The organism is Virgibacillus doumboii, assembly GCF_902806455.1.
Taxonomy (GTDB): Bacteria; Bacillota; Bacilli; order Bacillales; family Amphibacillaceae; genus Lentibacillus; species Lentibacillus doumboii.
This window is the reverse complement of the sequence record NZ_CADCWQ010000001.1, coordinates 1,481,643-1,495,562: the sequence shown is the minus strand read 5'-3', so window position 1 is coordinate 1,495,562 and position 13,920 is coordinate 1,481,643. Positions and strand designations below refer to the sequence as shown.

The 13,920-nt window shown below is 37.5% G+C and carries 16 protein-coding genes; 5 read left to right on the top strand and 11 right to left on the bottom strand.

From position 1 onward, the window contains the following. Positions 1 to 122 precede the first annotated feature (122 nt). Complete coding sequence (locus tag G6R02_RS07150) at positions 123 to 257, top strand: YqzM family protein (protein WP_164668553.1); 135 nt, start codon at positions 123 to 125, stop codon at positions 255 to 257. Positions 258 to 354: 97 nt separating this feature from the next. On the opposite strand, the gene G6R02_RS07145 is transcribed toward G6R02_RS07150, so the two are convergent. From G6R02_RS07145 to G6R02_RS07095, 11 genes are all read right to left on the bottom strand, one after another. Further along, the gene (locus G6R02_RS07145) at positions 355 to 2,637 is read right to left on the bottom strand and encodes a DNA internalization-related competence protein ComEC/Rec2 (protein ID WP_164668552.1); all 2,283 of its coding nucleotides are present in this window, start codon (positions 2,635 to 2,637) and stop codon (positions 355 to 357) included. 10 nt (positions 2,638 to 2,647) lie between these two features. Further along, on the bottom strand, positions 2,648 to 3,208 hold the full coding sequence (locus G6R02_RS07140) for a ComE operon protein 2 (protein ID WP_164668551.1): 561 nt from the start codon (positions 3,206 to 3,208) through the stop codon (positions 2,648 to 2,650). Between the two features lie 67 nt (positions 3,209 to 3,275). Further along, positions 3,276 to 3,866 (bottom strand): helix-hairpin-helix domain-containing protein, encoded by a 591-nt coding sequence (locus G6R02_RS07135; protein ID WP_164668550.1) that lies wholly within the window; start codon positions 3,864 to 3,866, stop codon positions 3,276 to 3,278. A gap of 143 nt (positions 3,867 to 4,009) precedes the next feature. Next, positions 4,010 to 4,753, bottom strand: coding sequence for a class I SAM-dependent DNA methyltransferase (locus G6R02_RS07130; protein WP_164668549.1), 744 nt, complete (start codon positions 4,751 to 4,753; stop codon positions 4,010 to 4,012). A gap of 5 nt (positions 4,754 to 4,758) precedes the next feature. Continuing rightward, positions 4,759 to 5,115, bottom strand: coding sequence for a ribosome silencing factor (gene rsfS / locus G6R02_RS07125; RefSeq protein WP_164668548.1), 357 nt, complete (start codon positions 5,113 to 5,115; stop codon positions 4,759 to 4,761). A 4-nt stretch (positions 5,116 to 5,119) separates the two neighbouring features. Next, complete coding sequence (gene yqeK, locus G6R02_RS07120) at positions 5,120 to 5,692, bottom strand: bis(5'-nucleosyl)-tetraphosphatase (symmetrical) YqeK (protein WP_164668547.1); 573 nt, start codon at positions 5,690 to 5,692, stop codon at positions 5,120 to 5,122. Further along, complete coding sequence (locus G6R02_RS07115; protein WP_164668546.1) at positions 5,685 to 6,248, bottom strand: nicotinate-nucleotide adenylyltransferase; 564 nt, start codon at positions 6,246 to 6,248, stop codon at positions 5,685 to 5,687. Before G6R02_RS07115 ends, yqeK begins: the two co-directional genes overlap by 8 nt. Before the next feature lie 11 nt (positions 6,249 to 6,259). Next, on the bottom strand, positions 6,260 to 6,550 hold the full coding sequence (yhbY, locus tag G6R02_RS07110) for a ribosome assembly RNA-binding protein YhbY (protein WP_164668545.1): 291 nt from the start codon (positions 6,548 to 6,550) through the stop codon (positions 6,260 to 6,262). Positions 6,551 to 6,552: 2 nt separating this feature from the next. Next, positions 6,553 to 7,395, bottom strand: a complete 843-nt coding sequence (gene aroE / locus G6R02_RS07105) for a shikimate dehydrogenase (protein ID WP_164668544.1) — start codon at positions 7,393 to 7,395, stop codon at positions 6,553 to 6,555. Positions 7,396 to 7,410: 15 nt separating this feature from the next. Beyond that, the gene (gene yqeH, locus G6R02_RS07100) at positions 7,411 to 8,508 is read right to left on the bottom strand and encodes a ribosome biogenesis GTPase YqeH (RefSeq protein ID WP_164668543.1); all 1,098 of its coding nucleotides are present in this window, start codon (positions 8,506 to 8,508) and stop codon (positions 7,411 to 7,413) included. Positions 8,509 to 8,510: 2 nt separating this feature from the next. Continuing rightward, entirely contained in the window at positions 8,511 to 9,026 is a 516-nt protein-coding gene (locus G6R02_RS07095; protein ID WP_164668542.1) for a YqeG family HAD IIIA-type phosphatase, read from the bottom strand. 390 nt (positions 9,027 to 9,416) lie between these two features. Between G6R02_RS07095 and sda the strand changes: the two genes are divergently transcribed. The 4 genes from sda (at position 9,417) to G6R02_RS07075 (ending at position 13,914) form a co-directional block, all read left to right on the top strand. Further along, a complete protein-coding gene (gene sda / locus G6R02_RS07090) occupies positions 9,417 to 9,557 on the top strand; it encodes a sporulation histidine kinase inhibitor Sda (protein WP_164668541.1) in 141 nt (46 codons plus the stop codon). Positions 9,558 to 9,770: 213 nt separating this feature from the next. Continuing rightward, positions 9,771 to 12,107 carry a Na+/H+ antiporter subunit A gene (locus G6R02_RS07085; protein ID WP_164668540.1) on the top strand — a complete coding sequence of 779 codons (2,337 nt, stop codon included), beginning with the start codon at positions 9,771 to 9,773 and terminating at the stop codon, positions 12,105 to 12,107. Continuing rightward, positions 12,108 to 12,446, top strand: coding sequence for a Na(+)/H(+) antiporter subunit C (locus tag G6R02_RS07080; RefSeq protein ID WP_164668539.1), 339 nt, complete (start codon positions 12,108 to 12,110; stop codon positions 12,444 to 12,446). It begins immediately after the preceding gene. Further along, entirely contained in the window at positions 12,439 to 13,914 is a 1,476-nt protein-coding gene (locus G6R02_RS07075; RefSeq protein ID WP_164668538.1) for a Na+/H+ antiporter subunit D, read from the top strand. The genes G6R02_RS07080 and G6R02_RS07075 overlap by 8 nt, the downstream gene beginning before the upstream one ends. The last annotated feature ends 6 nt before the right edge of the window (positions 13,915 to 13,920 follow it).

The window sequence follows — 13,920 nt, the reverse complement described above, 5'->3', positions numbered from 1 at the left end:
TTGAACTAAAAGTATAGATGTTAACTCTTGCTAAAAAAGTAATTTTTGTTGGATTTTTATTAGCTGAAGTGGATTTTTTTATGTATTTATTTTATACTTGGAATTGTATAGGAGGGGTAAACGTGAACGAGTTCGAACAAAATGTACAGTCAAAAAATAATGACGTTGTCGATTCAATTAAAGGCTTTGGTTTCTCTTTTGTTTTCTTTGTCCTAATTTTTGCCATCGGTGTTATTTTTAATTATGTTGGTTCCTGATAGCACTTTACCTATGGAACATCTTTAAAACATAAATTTTATATGATGAAACAAAGAGACTGATAACAAACAGTCTCTTTTTGTATATATTTCTAGCCTATGGAAGATAAGTGGAAAATGTTCCCCTATCTTCATTAAAATGAAATTGGATTGCACCATGCTTATCAGTTCTTAATATTTCAATGCCCATTTCTTTAAGTGACGTAACTACTTCCTGATGCGGATGACCATAGACGTTATTGATTCCGACAGAAATTAAGCCATAGACTGGCCGAATTTGTTTAAGGAACTGTTTGTCTGTGGATGAATTACTGCCGTGATGGGCAACTTTCAGCACGTCAACCATCAGATCCGGATAAGCGGATAGTAATTCCGTTTCCGTATCTTTTCCAATATCTCCTGTAAACAACCACGACAACCCTCCAAATGATGTGAATAAAACAAGTGAATTTTCATTAGTTGACTGTTTATCCCGATCCGGGGAAAGCACCATGAACGGATGACCTCCAATAACAATTTCCTGGTTTGGACTAACACGCTCAATTTGCATGTTGGAAGTGTTTACTATTGCAGCATGTTGCTCATTAAAATCATAGTAATTACTGACAAACATTTTTTGCACACCGATATCTCCCAATAAATAAGGCAAACTCCCCATATGATCAGTATCTTCATGCGATATAATCAGTGCGTCAATTTTACGGATGCCTCTGGAAAATAAATACGGTCCGATTATTTGCTTATATACCTGATCAGTTGCCTCGCTGTCTCCGAAAGACATTTTTGCTCCTGCATCAATTAAAATTACTCCTTTTCGATAAGGAAGCTCCACAACTATTGCATCCCCTTGTCCGATATCAAGCATGGTTATCGTTCCAACAGGGGAAAAGTATGGCCGAATAGCAACTGCAACAATTATCCCGGTAAGCAAACAGCCATACATAAATGCCTGCCTTAAATTTGCCTGCTCCATTCTTTTCATAAAGATTAAAAAAGTGCCATAATACAATACAGTTGCAAAAGGTGGAATAGATCCAATCGCAAATGGAAAATATCCAATTTGATCAATAAAATCAATTGACGCTAAAAAAATTTGATGAACGTGACTAAAAAACAGGTCGATATACGGAATCAGAAAACCAGCAACCGGAGATAACAACAAGATGAAAAACATAAGCGGAATTACAAAAATAGAAAAATATGGAACAACCATTACATTTATTAAAATCGATAGGGGCTGGAAATTTGAAAAATATGTTATCTGAAGCGGCAAGATTACCATTTGGGATACAAAACTGATCTTTAGGATCGAAAGGAATGATATATTTGTTTGGGCTAACCAATTTTTTGAGAGGAGCAGGCCAAGCGTCACACTAAACGATAATTGGAACCCAATACTGTAAACAATAAATTTGTCCAGTACAATTAACACGATAAATACGATACTAAGTACATCCGTAACACTAAACTTAAAATTACTTTTGCTTATAATCATAAACACGAGAACCATTAAACTGGCACGCCATACAGACGGTTCTCCCCCGGCTAAAAACGCATAAAAAGGAAGGAAGAAAATGATGAGCCACTGAGCTTTTTCCTTTGTCAGCAGGTTTAATTTGATGAGCAAAAAATAAAGCAATCCAACGATTAAACCAACGTGCAGTCCCGAAATGGCCAAAATATGCGACAAACTCCAGCGCTGAAACAATTCAATAGTATCCTCACTAAGCATGGAGTCATCACCGATGACAAGTGCATTCAGCCATGCTGCTGTCTCTGGACTGAGTCGCTTTGTTACATAATTGATCAGGTCAGCCCGGGCAGAGTAGATTTTATTCAATGAGGATGAACCTCTGCAATCGAGACTATCAAGCGAATCAATTACCACCTGATGGGTAATCCCCTGTGATAACAAATACTTCTGATAATCGAATTGACCGGGATTCCTGCTCGTGCTCGGTAATTCCTGTTTACCATATATTGTACAGCTGGATCCATATTTCAGGTTATGTTCCAGTTTTTTCAAATCTTTTTTAAAATAAACGATAATTACTTTTCTTTCGGAATGTTCATCTTTTAACACGAAGTCGATTTTGTTTTCTGTTTCATTTATGGAACTTACGACTCGCCCTGCAAGCTTAGTCTGTTGTGTGGTATCTGATACTGTTTCTTTGATATGCAGATCCAAATCGGGGATATAGAAGAAGAAAAAGAAGGAGAAGGTTAAGGATAACAGAACAACAACCTTCCCTAACCGTTCCGTATAGTATAAAATCAGAATCCATAAGCAGAAACATAAAATGAACCAGTTACTGTGAAAAATAACTGTAAATACACTGCTGACTATGCCCAGTACCGGAAAATGCCAATATCCTTTCATGGCGTTCACCTTATAAATTAAATAACTGCTTTGCTTCAGCCTCCAGGGCGTCGAATTTCTCTTTACCTGCATGCGTGTGAAGTTCACTAAGCAAATGGTTGATATATTTTTCTTTTTCCTGATGATTTGTATCCACTGCCAAGTAGGTCAACTCCACTTTTTTCGTTTTAACCCCAGCATCCTCAAATAACTCAATGGCGTACGGATGATTTTTATAATCTTCAGCGTAATATACAGCTTTTATTCCACTTTGGATAATTTGCTTGCAGCATTGCAAACATGGGAAATGTGTTACATAAATTTCGGCTCCCTCTGTCGGAACCCCGAATTTCGCACATTGTAATAATGCATTTGCTTCAGCATGGATTGTACGTACACAGTGACCATCGATAACATAACAGCCTTCATCAATACAATGCACGCTCCCGGATACACTTCCATTATATCCCCCGGCTATAATTCGCTTTTCACGGACAATTGTTGCTCCAACCATAAGCCTTGTGCATGTGCTTCTAAGTGCCAACAAATGGCTTTGTGCCATATAATACTGATCCCAGGAAATCCGTTCCATAATAAATAGCTCCTTTTAATAATATAGTTAACAGTTTACATATAATCTTAATTTTTCGTCAATACAATTATGGTACCTGTATATCTTCTTTCAGATTTTCAAGTGTTTTTTCACCAATCCCTGAAACTTCGAGTAAGTCATCAACTGTCTTAAAAAAACCGTTTTCTTCGCGATATTGAACAATGGCCTGCGCTTTTGCAGGGCCAATTCCATTCAGTATCTCGATTTCTTCCTGTGTAGCATAATTAATCCGCAATTTATCATTATTCGTACTGACATTACCACCGGCAGCTGTTACTTCCCCGATTTTCGGAACAACGATAAGCATTTCATCCTGTACTTTTTGCGCAAGGTTTACCATTGTCTGATCTGCATCTTCAGTGAAGCCGCCAGCCATTTGAATAACACTATTGACACGAGACTCCGGTTCCATTTTATATACTCCCGGGCGGACTACTTCACCCTTGACGTCAACCACTATAAGTGAAGAAGGCTGTTTCTGTTTTGGTTCACTGGTTTCGGCAATTGGTATTTCTTTAACTTTGATATTTGATTCACCAGCAATTTTATCGCTGTCATCATTATTAACAAAAAGAAAAATAATGATGGAGATAACAATCACAATCAGGAAGATATTTCTTTTGAGAAGTTCAAACAATTTGGGGTCACGTCCTTTGAAGAAAGTTAGTAGGTAAACAAACGGGGGAAGGAATTCATTAAAGCCATACAATATATTAATTCGACATTTATTTCATTTCTCCTCCTTTCAAAAATTAGATCGGAAAAATAATATTTTCCCGATCACTTTTCAGCAACTATAAAAATTCTCTCTGACTGTTCATCGATATTTTCATTTTTTAACGAAAAATCAGCCGATAAATGTTTCATTTCAAAACCTGCAGCAGTTAATAATTGTGAATAAAAATCAATTGGAAATGTTCGCTGATGGTGGGATTCATCAAACCTCGTGTATGCTCCCTGTTCTTTTACAAAGAAAGTTAAATCATGATACATTTCACCTTGTTCCTCTCCCTCAGAACAAAACCATATGTAGGAAAGATCATCAGTTACATCCGCAAATGTCTGATTCACAAAATTATACTGGACATGGTAAAGGGAGTGTATATCAAAAATGAACAGACCCCCTGGTTTCAGTGCATTCGCTACTCGTTTAAAAACAGTAAGCAGTTCGTCCTCTTCCGTTATATAATTCATTACATCACAATAACTGATTGCCATATCCAAATTATTAATACCATCCAGAAAACGAAGATCCTGATGAATCCACTGAATTGGCAAATTATCATTACTGGCACGCTGTTCAGCGATGCTTAGCATATCACTGGAAAAATCGACACCTGTCATCTTATATCCTTCGCGGGCCAACCGTGTCGTAATCTGGCCTGTTCCACAGCCTAAATCGGCAATTGACTCAACCGTCTTTTCGGATTGTTTAATCATTTCTTCGGTAAATGTTTTCCATTTATCATAGGGAGCTTCAATCATTAACTGGTCATAAAAATTAGCCATTTGCTGATATGACATTCAAATTACCCGTTATGTCCAACTTGAAGTTCTACTCTGGAAGCATCGCCCCATAACCGTTCCAGATTATAATATGACCGCTCATCTTTATGGAAAATATGGCAAACAATATCACCCAAATCGACCAAAACCCAACGTGCCTGTTCATAGCCTTCCATTCGTCTGACGTCAATATCCTGTTCCTCCATCGATTCCTTAATTGATCTGGCTATCGCCTGGACTTGACGTTCATTACTCCCGTGACAAATCAGAAAATAGTCAGCCATCAGTGAAACATCCTGCATATCCAGCGCAACAATATCTTCAGCACGTTTATCATCACATGCCGTTGCGGCTTTCTGAACGATTTCTTTATTATTCATGAATTTAATTACCTCCATTTAAACGTCTAGTTAAATCATTATATGCATAAAAAGTGTCAGGAAAAACAGTTACCTGTTTACCAATCAGAAACTGAATGGTATTCCGCAATGCCATCCAGGCAGCTTCATTCAGGCTGGTTTCGGCCATTTCCCTAACTTCCTCTACTCCGGGAAAAGATCGTCCGGGTTCAATATAATCTGCGACAAAAACAATCTTATCAAAATTACTCATATTCGCTTTACCAGTCGTATGATAACGAATTGCACTTTGTATTCCGGGATCAGTTATTCCGTGTTCACGCTCAATAATTACCGAAGCCACCGGTCCGTGCCATAATTCATGGTGGAATTCAAGCAGGTTATCAGGAAGATCACTTTCTTTAATAATCGTTCGCATTTTTTCCAATGAAAAGTATTTCGCATAATCATGTAAAATTGCTGCCAGTTCCACATTTTCCACAGGCTCATCATATAATTCTGCTAAGTTCACTGCCGTTTCTGTTACCCGCAGTGTATGGTCAAACCTTTCCTGTTTCAGGTGAGGTCTAATAATACTGATTGCCTCATCTCTATTCATACAGACGCTTCTCCTTAATATAATTTTCTACGGATTCAGGTACCATATATTTTACTGGAATATTATCTTTCAACCGTTTTCTTAGTTTTGTTGAGGATACTTCAATTAGCGGGATTTCCACTTCCGTAATTGGGTAATCACTTTCCACCCGATAGCCTTTGCGTTTCACACCAACAAATCTGACTATATCCATCAGTTCATCAATATGTTTCCAATTCGGTAAATACTCGACCATGTCAGCACCAATAATAAAATAAAAGCTAACATCCGGATTTTCCTGTTTCAATAGTTTCATTGTATCAAACGTGTATGACTTTCCTAAACGGTTAACTTCAATCATAATTATTTTAAAATCGGGATTTCCTTCAACTGCTCGTTCTACCATTTCAACACGATCAGAAGTATCAACAACAGCTTTTTGTTTATGTGGCGGTTCATGTGACGGCATAAACCACACTTCGTCAAGTTCAAGCGCCAGCCGTACTTCTTCAGCAATTATTAAATGACCAATATGTGGAGGATCAAAGGTGCCGCCTAAAATACCGATATGTTTCATGAAAACCCCCTCTACGGTAACTGAATTTGCTTGTTATCGTGCGATTCTTTATAAAGCACAATATTTTTTCCGATAATTTGTACGATTTCCGCATCGGTTCCGTCCGATAATTGTTCTGCAACTGTCTCTTTATCCTCAAGACAATTTTGCAAGACACTTACTTTAATCAACTCCCGCTTTTCCAATGCTTCACTGATTTGCACGGTCATGTTTTCATTTACACCTGTTTTCCCCACCTGAAAAATTGGTTTTAAATGATGTGCCTCTGACCGTAAGTAACGTTTCTGTTTTCCTGTCAGCATATTTACCTTCCTTCCAAAACAGTTTTTAATTGGGATTCCATGTTATCAACAGGTGTTTTTTTTCCTGTCCAAAGTTCAAATGCATATTGTGCCTGATATAAAAGCATCGTATGTCCATAGTGTATCGAAGCACCAGCCTTTTTTGCATCGGCCAAAAATCTTGTTTCAATTGGCTGATAAACAATATCACTTACAACACTATTTGGATTAACGGAAGCTGCTGAAATGATTCTTTTTTCTGCTTCCGGTTTCATCCCAACCGATGTAGTTTGGATTATCAAATCATAATCATTAATCGTTTCTTCGGCATCCTTTAGAGTCAGAATGGAAGTTTTTGTGTCCGAATTCCGCAATTCAGCGATTTTCTCAGCACTGGACGTGGTCCGATTGGCTAGATCAATACATTTAAACCCTTCTGATATCAAACCATGATAAATACCACGTGCAGCACCGCCAGCGCCGATAAGCAAAATCCTTGTTGCGTCACCAAATAGATTTGGGTAGTTATTTTTTAATCCTGTAACATACCCGGTCCCATCTGTATTATAGCCTATCCATTCACCATTTTTATTTACTACTGTGTTAACTGCACCAATCAGCCTGGCGTTGTTATCTAATTGGTTCAGATATGGGATGATTTTCTTTTTGTATGGAACCGTAATATTGAATCCAGTCATACCACTGTCTTTCATGTGTTCCAATTTTTCTTCAAATGAATCATTGGGACCGATTTCGATAACAGAATAGTCTCCCGCTATAGTTGCTCTTTCCATTAACCGATTATGAATCCACGGTGACAGTGAGTGTTTCACCGGATAACCGATAAGACCCAGTTTGAGTTCCATAAAAGTCCCCCTCTGTTAAAATGATTTTCGTAACGTTACATTAACACCTTTAGGACTATGGGCAGCTACTGTTATATTTCCATTCGGAACAGTTACCCATCCTAATCCTGGAAAAACAATATCCGTTTTTTCATTTGTAATCCGAAACTCGCGCTCTGTCAAATCAGGGATTATTTCCATTGTCTTCTCATCCGGAGGTGATAAAAGCCCTCCCCTGTGCTCGTTGAAAAGATTATCCGCCTTTTCCAGCTTTGTCCGGTGAATCGATATATCATTTGAGAAATAACAAATAAACGATTGTCTATCTCCTTTAACGAAGTCCAGACGTGCCAGACCTCCAAAGAATAAAGTCTGCTGATTATTTAATTGGTAAACCCTTGGCTTAATTTCCTTATTTGGTGTAATTATCTTCAAGTCATCATCAGATACATAATGTGCTATTTGCTGTTTATTAACAATGCCGGGTGTGTCTATCAATGCAGTTTCGTCGTCTAGGGGAATTTCAATAAATCCCAACGTTGTACCGGGAAAATAAGATGTAGTAATGACATCACCCGCACCGGTGGTCTGCTTGATCAGACGGTTAATAAACGTCGATTTACCAACATTCGTCGTGCCAACAATATACACATCTTTTTGGTATCGATGCAGTTCAATCGCCTCGGTCAATTCGCTCAACCCGTATCCTTTTACTGATGAAATAAGATAAACACCTTCAACATTGATTCCTGACTCTTTAGCAGATGACCTGAGCCATTGGGTTAATTTGCGTTTTTTTGTCGATTTTGGCAACAAATCCATTTTATTGCCAACCAACAGAACAGGTTTTTCACCTACAATCCGTGGAAGTCCTTTGATCATACTTCCGTTGACATCAAATATATCAATAAGATGAACTACAATCCCATCGGTGTCCCGTATTTCGCTTACCATATTCAGGAAGTCATCATCTGTAATGGAGACATCCTGTATTTCGTTATAATGCTTCAAACGAAAGCATCGCTTGCATAACACAGTCTCTCGATCAAGTGATGATTTGGGCGTATAGCCTTGTTTCTCAGGATCAGTTGTTTGAATGGGGGCACCACAACCTTGACAATATATCTCTTCCATCCTTATTCCTCCCAGCTTATCTTGCCCTTTTTACGCATATAACTTAAAATTCTTCGCTCTATTTTACGGTTGAATTGCGTGAGTTTTTCATCCGTATCCACTATTGGGACCACAAGAATTGTGTAGAACCCTGCAAAATTACCTCCCAGGACATCAGTCAGCAGCTGATCACCAATTACCACAATATCTTCTTTTTTTAACTTCATTTCCCTGGCTGCACTTTTGAAAGCATGGCTAAGCGGCTTTCTCGCACTGTATACGAATGGTGTATCAAGTGGTTCGGAAAACAGCTTTACACGTTCCTGTTTATTATTTGAAATAATCGTAACTTTAATTTCCTGTTCTTTCATTTCTTTAAACCATTGAATTATGTCCGGCGTTGCATTCTTAACATCCCATGCCACAAGTGTATTGTCCAAGTCAGTAATAATTCCTTTGATACCTTTTTGTCTTAATGAAACCGGATCAATATTAAATATACTTTTCACATGTTCGTTTGGCAAAAACTTTCTTAACAACAGTGACACCTCTATTTCTGTCTAAAGCAATAATTATGTATGTCATGTAAACAGTCAGTATACCTTAATCCTATAATAACTTTCTACATTAATAAAGAAATTATAGAGATTATAAAGATTATAAGCAAATTCATTTTCATGGAAATACAATACAAATATACCAAAAAACGTTCGACAATTTATTTCATATTTCGAGATGTGGATAACTTTATACACACAATAAAGACTGAAATATCAACATTTTTCGCATGTATTTATGTTTTATACACAAGTTATCTACAGGTGGCTGTAGATAACTAAAACCTTGTTCCAGCACTGAATTCATGGTAAATTATTAACTAACACAGATAGGACAACCTGACTTAATTAAATCTTGGGAGGGCTTCGTTTATGGAACATTTGTCAGACGAATTATTAATAGAATCCTACTACAAAGCAAATGAATTAAAATTAAGCCCTGAATTTGTAAATCTGATTAAAAAGGAAATTGACAAAAGATCTTTATCGCACAAATTGAAATATTCAAGCTAAATTGTAAAATATTTGTTAAATTTGTTATCCGCAAACCCCTTTTATTATAAATGACAGGGGTTTTTTATTTTTTCCGGAGCATGATTATGATAAGCTAATTTGGTATAATACAAATAAATGGAGATACATTAATTTTCTTTTAAAAACCATGCTAAACAATGGTCCCCCTTCATTTTCAGCTTGCCGCAATCATTAAGGAGGATAACAAATAAGATGATATACATAGTACTAATCCCGCTTCTCTTAGCTTGCTTTATTCCGTTGATAAGTAAAATAAAACATAAAATACATACAGGTGCTTTTGTTTTCTTTATTCCTCTTATCATATTCCTTTATTTTATCCGTTTTATCGGTAAAGATTTTGAACCGATTAGACATACATATAACTGGATACCTTCACTTGGTATAAATTTTGACTTTTACTTGGACGGGCTCAGCCTTTTATTCGCACTATTGATTAGTGGAATTGGTGCATTGGTGGTATTATATTCCATCTACTATTTGGAAAAAGAAGAACCATTGGGCCACTTTTACGTTTATTTGCTGATGTTTATGTCAGCAATGCTTGGAGTTGTTTTATCAGATAACATTTTTGTTCTTTATACATTCTGGGAATTAACGTCAATCTCATCATTTTTACTGATCGGGTATTGGCATTTTAAAGAACGTTCCAGATACGGTGCATTAAAATCATTGCTGATCACAATTTTTGGTGGTTTAAGCATGTTTGGCGGTTTTATTCTGCTTTCAGTCATTACTGGAACAACCAGTATCCAGGCAATGATTGCACAGGCGGACGTCATTCTGCAAAGCCCATATTTACCACTGGCATTAGGGTTTTTACTGCTTGGTGCTTTTACAAAATCAGCACAATTCCCTTTTCATATCTGGCTGCCGGATGCAATGGAAGCACCTACTCCTGTAAGTGCTTATCTGCATTCAGCTACAATGGTAAAAGCGGGTCTGTTTCTGGTTGCGCGTTTCTCACCAATATTTTCCGGTTATGAATGGTTCTTTATTATTGTAAGTATCGTGGGGATAGCAACACTTTGCTGGGGATCTTATATGGCTGTCCGGCAAACTGATTTAAAGGCAATCCTTGCTTTTTCAACAATCAGTCAGTTAGGCATGATCATGGCAATGCTTGGTTTCGGAACTGAAATAGCTGTTTTCGCAGCAGTATTCCATATCTTAAACCATGCGACATTTAAAGGAAGTCTGTTTATGGTTGCCGGTATCATTGATCATGAAAGTGGTACGCGTGATATCCGTAAGCTTGGCGGATTGTTAACCTTTATGCCAATGACCGCCACACTTGCTTTATTCGGAACATTTTCGATGGCAGGTATACCATTACCTTTTCTAAATGGTTTTTACAGTAAGGAATTGTTTTTTGATTCAGCTATTCATTTAACTGAAGGTGTAAATGCCTTTACAAATTTTCTTATTCAGGTAATACCATACCTTGCAGTTATCGGAAGCATTTTTACCTTTGTTTATTCACTGTATTTCTTCTTTGGTGTTTTTGGCGGGAAGAAACAACTTGATCAATTACCAAAAAGACCGCATGAAGCACCGTTTGGAATGCTTGTTTCTCCTCTAATCTTAGTATTGGGTGTTATTCTGATCGGTATTTTCCCGAATGCAGTAAACGGAACATTTATTGCACATGCTGCTGAAGCGGTATATGGTGCAGAAGTTGTTAAAAATGTTGTTTTTTGGCATGGTCTTGATTCAACAGCATTCCAGATGTCCTTAGCAGTTGTAGGGATTGGTGCCATACTGGTTTTGACCCGTACAAAATGGAATAGCATTTACAATATATTTCCTGGTAGATTAAGTCTGAATAAAGCGTATGATGCTTTGTTAAACAAATTGGATGTACTTTCAAATAGAGTAACTAATTCTTATATGACAGGATCGTTACGTTTATATATGGCTATCATTTTAGGTACCACATTGGTAGTTACCTTTGGGTTTTTGATTGTAACAGACGGATTTACATTGGATACTAGCAATTTAGCTGAAATAACGATTATCGAAATTGCTGTTGTTCTTGTAATTATCGCTGCCGCTATAGGTACATTGGTTGCAAAACATAATGTTGCGGCAATACTGATTACCGGTGTCGTTGGCTATGGTGTATCACTTCTGTTTGTTATTTACAGAGCACCTGATTTAGCATTAACACAATTAGCGGTTGAAACAGTGTCAGTAGCATTATTTTTACTATGCTTTTATCACCTGCCAAAGCTTCGAAAGCTGGATGAATCAGCAGGTTCCAAGGCAGTTAATGCTTTTATCGCTATCGGTTTTGGGACGTTGATGACACTTATCGGAATATCCGCACACAGTACAAACTGGTTCGGAACCATATCAGACTATTTTCTTGAAACATCCTACACGCTTGGCGGCGGTGATAACGTCGTAAATGTTATTCTCGTCGATATGCGTGGACTGGATACGTTATTTGAAATAACCGTTCTCGGAATTGCAGCACTTGCTATATACAGCCTCATAAAACTGAAAAGTAACAAGGGGGCGAAATAAGTGGAAATTATAATCTCGATTCTTGCTGGTATACTGTTTGCTACTGCTATCTATAATCTGCTGCAAAAGCAAATGTTGCGGATCATAATAGGGACTGTTTTATTATCACATGGTGCCCATTTATTTATATTAACGATGGGGGAATTAAAAAAAGGTCAGCCGCCTATCTTAAAAGATGGCATTCCCGACTATACTGACCCTTTGCCCCAGGCACTTATTCTGACTTCGATTGTAATCAGCTTTGGAATAACAGCCTTATTACTGGTTATCGCATACCGTACCGCAAACGAAAATGAAACAGACAATATGGAACAATTAAGGGGTAACGAACATGAGTAATTTAGCAGCTTTACCAGTCATAATTCCGTTACTGGCAGGAATTATTCTTGCATTTTTTCCAAAAAAACTAGCACTTGTCAGGTTGTTAACCAAAATCTTTTCAATCATCAACTTGTCAGTTGCCGGATATTTAATGTGGACTGTCTTTAATGAAGGATCCGTCATTCTGGAAACAGGTGATTGGGAAGCACCGTATGGCATCATTCTCGTCGCAGACCCATTGGCAGTACTGCTTGTTTTCACAACGAATATCGTTGCAGCGGCATGTGCTTTCTATGCACCAAATTCACTGACTGACCGTAAAGAGAGATACTATTTCTATTCATTCTTTTTCTTTTTAATAACTGGAGTTTCCGGTGCTTTTCTGACCGGAGACATATTTAACCTGTTTGTCTTCTTTGAGGTTCTGTTAATGGCCTCCTATGCCCTTATTGTTTTAGGGGGAGACAAAGTTCAGCTTAGGGAATCCATTAAATATGTTTTAATTAACCTGTTTTCTTCCATGCTGTTTGTAACAGCTGTTGCCTTTTTGTATGCAGCAGTTGGTACACTTAACATGGCGCATATCGCTCAGCGTGTACAGGAAGTGGATCAGCAGGGCATTCTGACAACAGTTGGAATTCTGTTATTCTTTGTTTTTGCGACCAAAGCAGCTCTTTTCCCTTTATATTACTGGATGCCAAATTCATATATTGTTCCGAACCCTGTCATATCAGCACTGTTTGGGGCATTACTGACCAAGGTGGGTATTTATTCTATCATTCGTGTGTTTTCATTGATTTTTGTTCATAAAATTGAGTTAACACACGAGGTATTTATCTGGATTGCGGGACTTTCTATGATTTTTGGTATAATTGGTGCACTTTCAACCAATAATATAAAATTGATCATAGCTTATAACATTATTCCGGCAATTGGTTATATTATCATGGGGGTTGGTATTTTCAACGAGACTGCCATGAGCGGCTCCATCTATTATCTGGTACATGACATGCTTATTAAAACATCTTTATTCATGATCGTTGGAGCAGTTGCATATGTTGCCGGAACTTCTGATCTACGTAAATTCAGTGGACTGATTCATTACTATCCGGGACTTGGTTGGATATTATTCGTTTCCGCCTTCGTATTGGCAGGTATCCCCCCTTTCAGCGGTTTCATAGGAAAACTGCTGTTATTGAATGGAGCTTTATCAAGTGATGAAATAATGATTGTTATTATCGCATTGCTGACCAGTTTATTAATTCTTTATTCCATCATGAAAATATTTATCCGGGGTTTCTGGGGAGAAAAGGACGAATCGTTTAAGCCCAAGTCCACAAAAGGCCTAATTGCTCCAATCGTATGTTTACTATCATTATCTGTTATGCTTGGAATAGGAGCGGAATTTGTTTATCCTTCCATCGAAACTATTTCGGAATATTTACTTAACCCGGAAATCTATATTGATTCAGTACTAAAGGAGTAATGTATC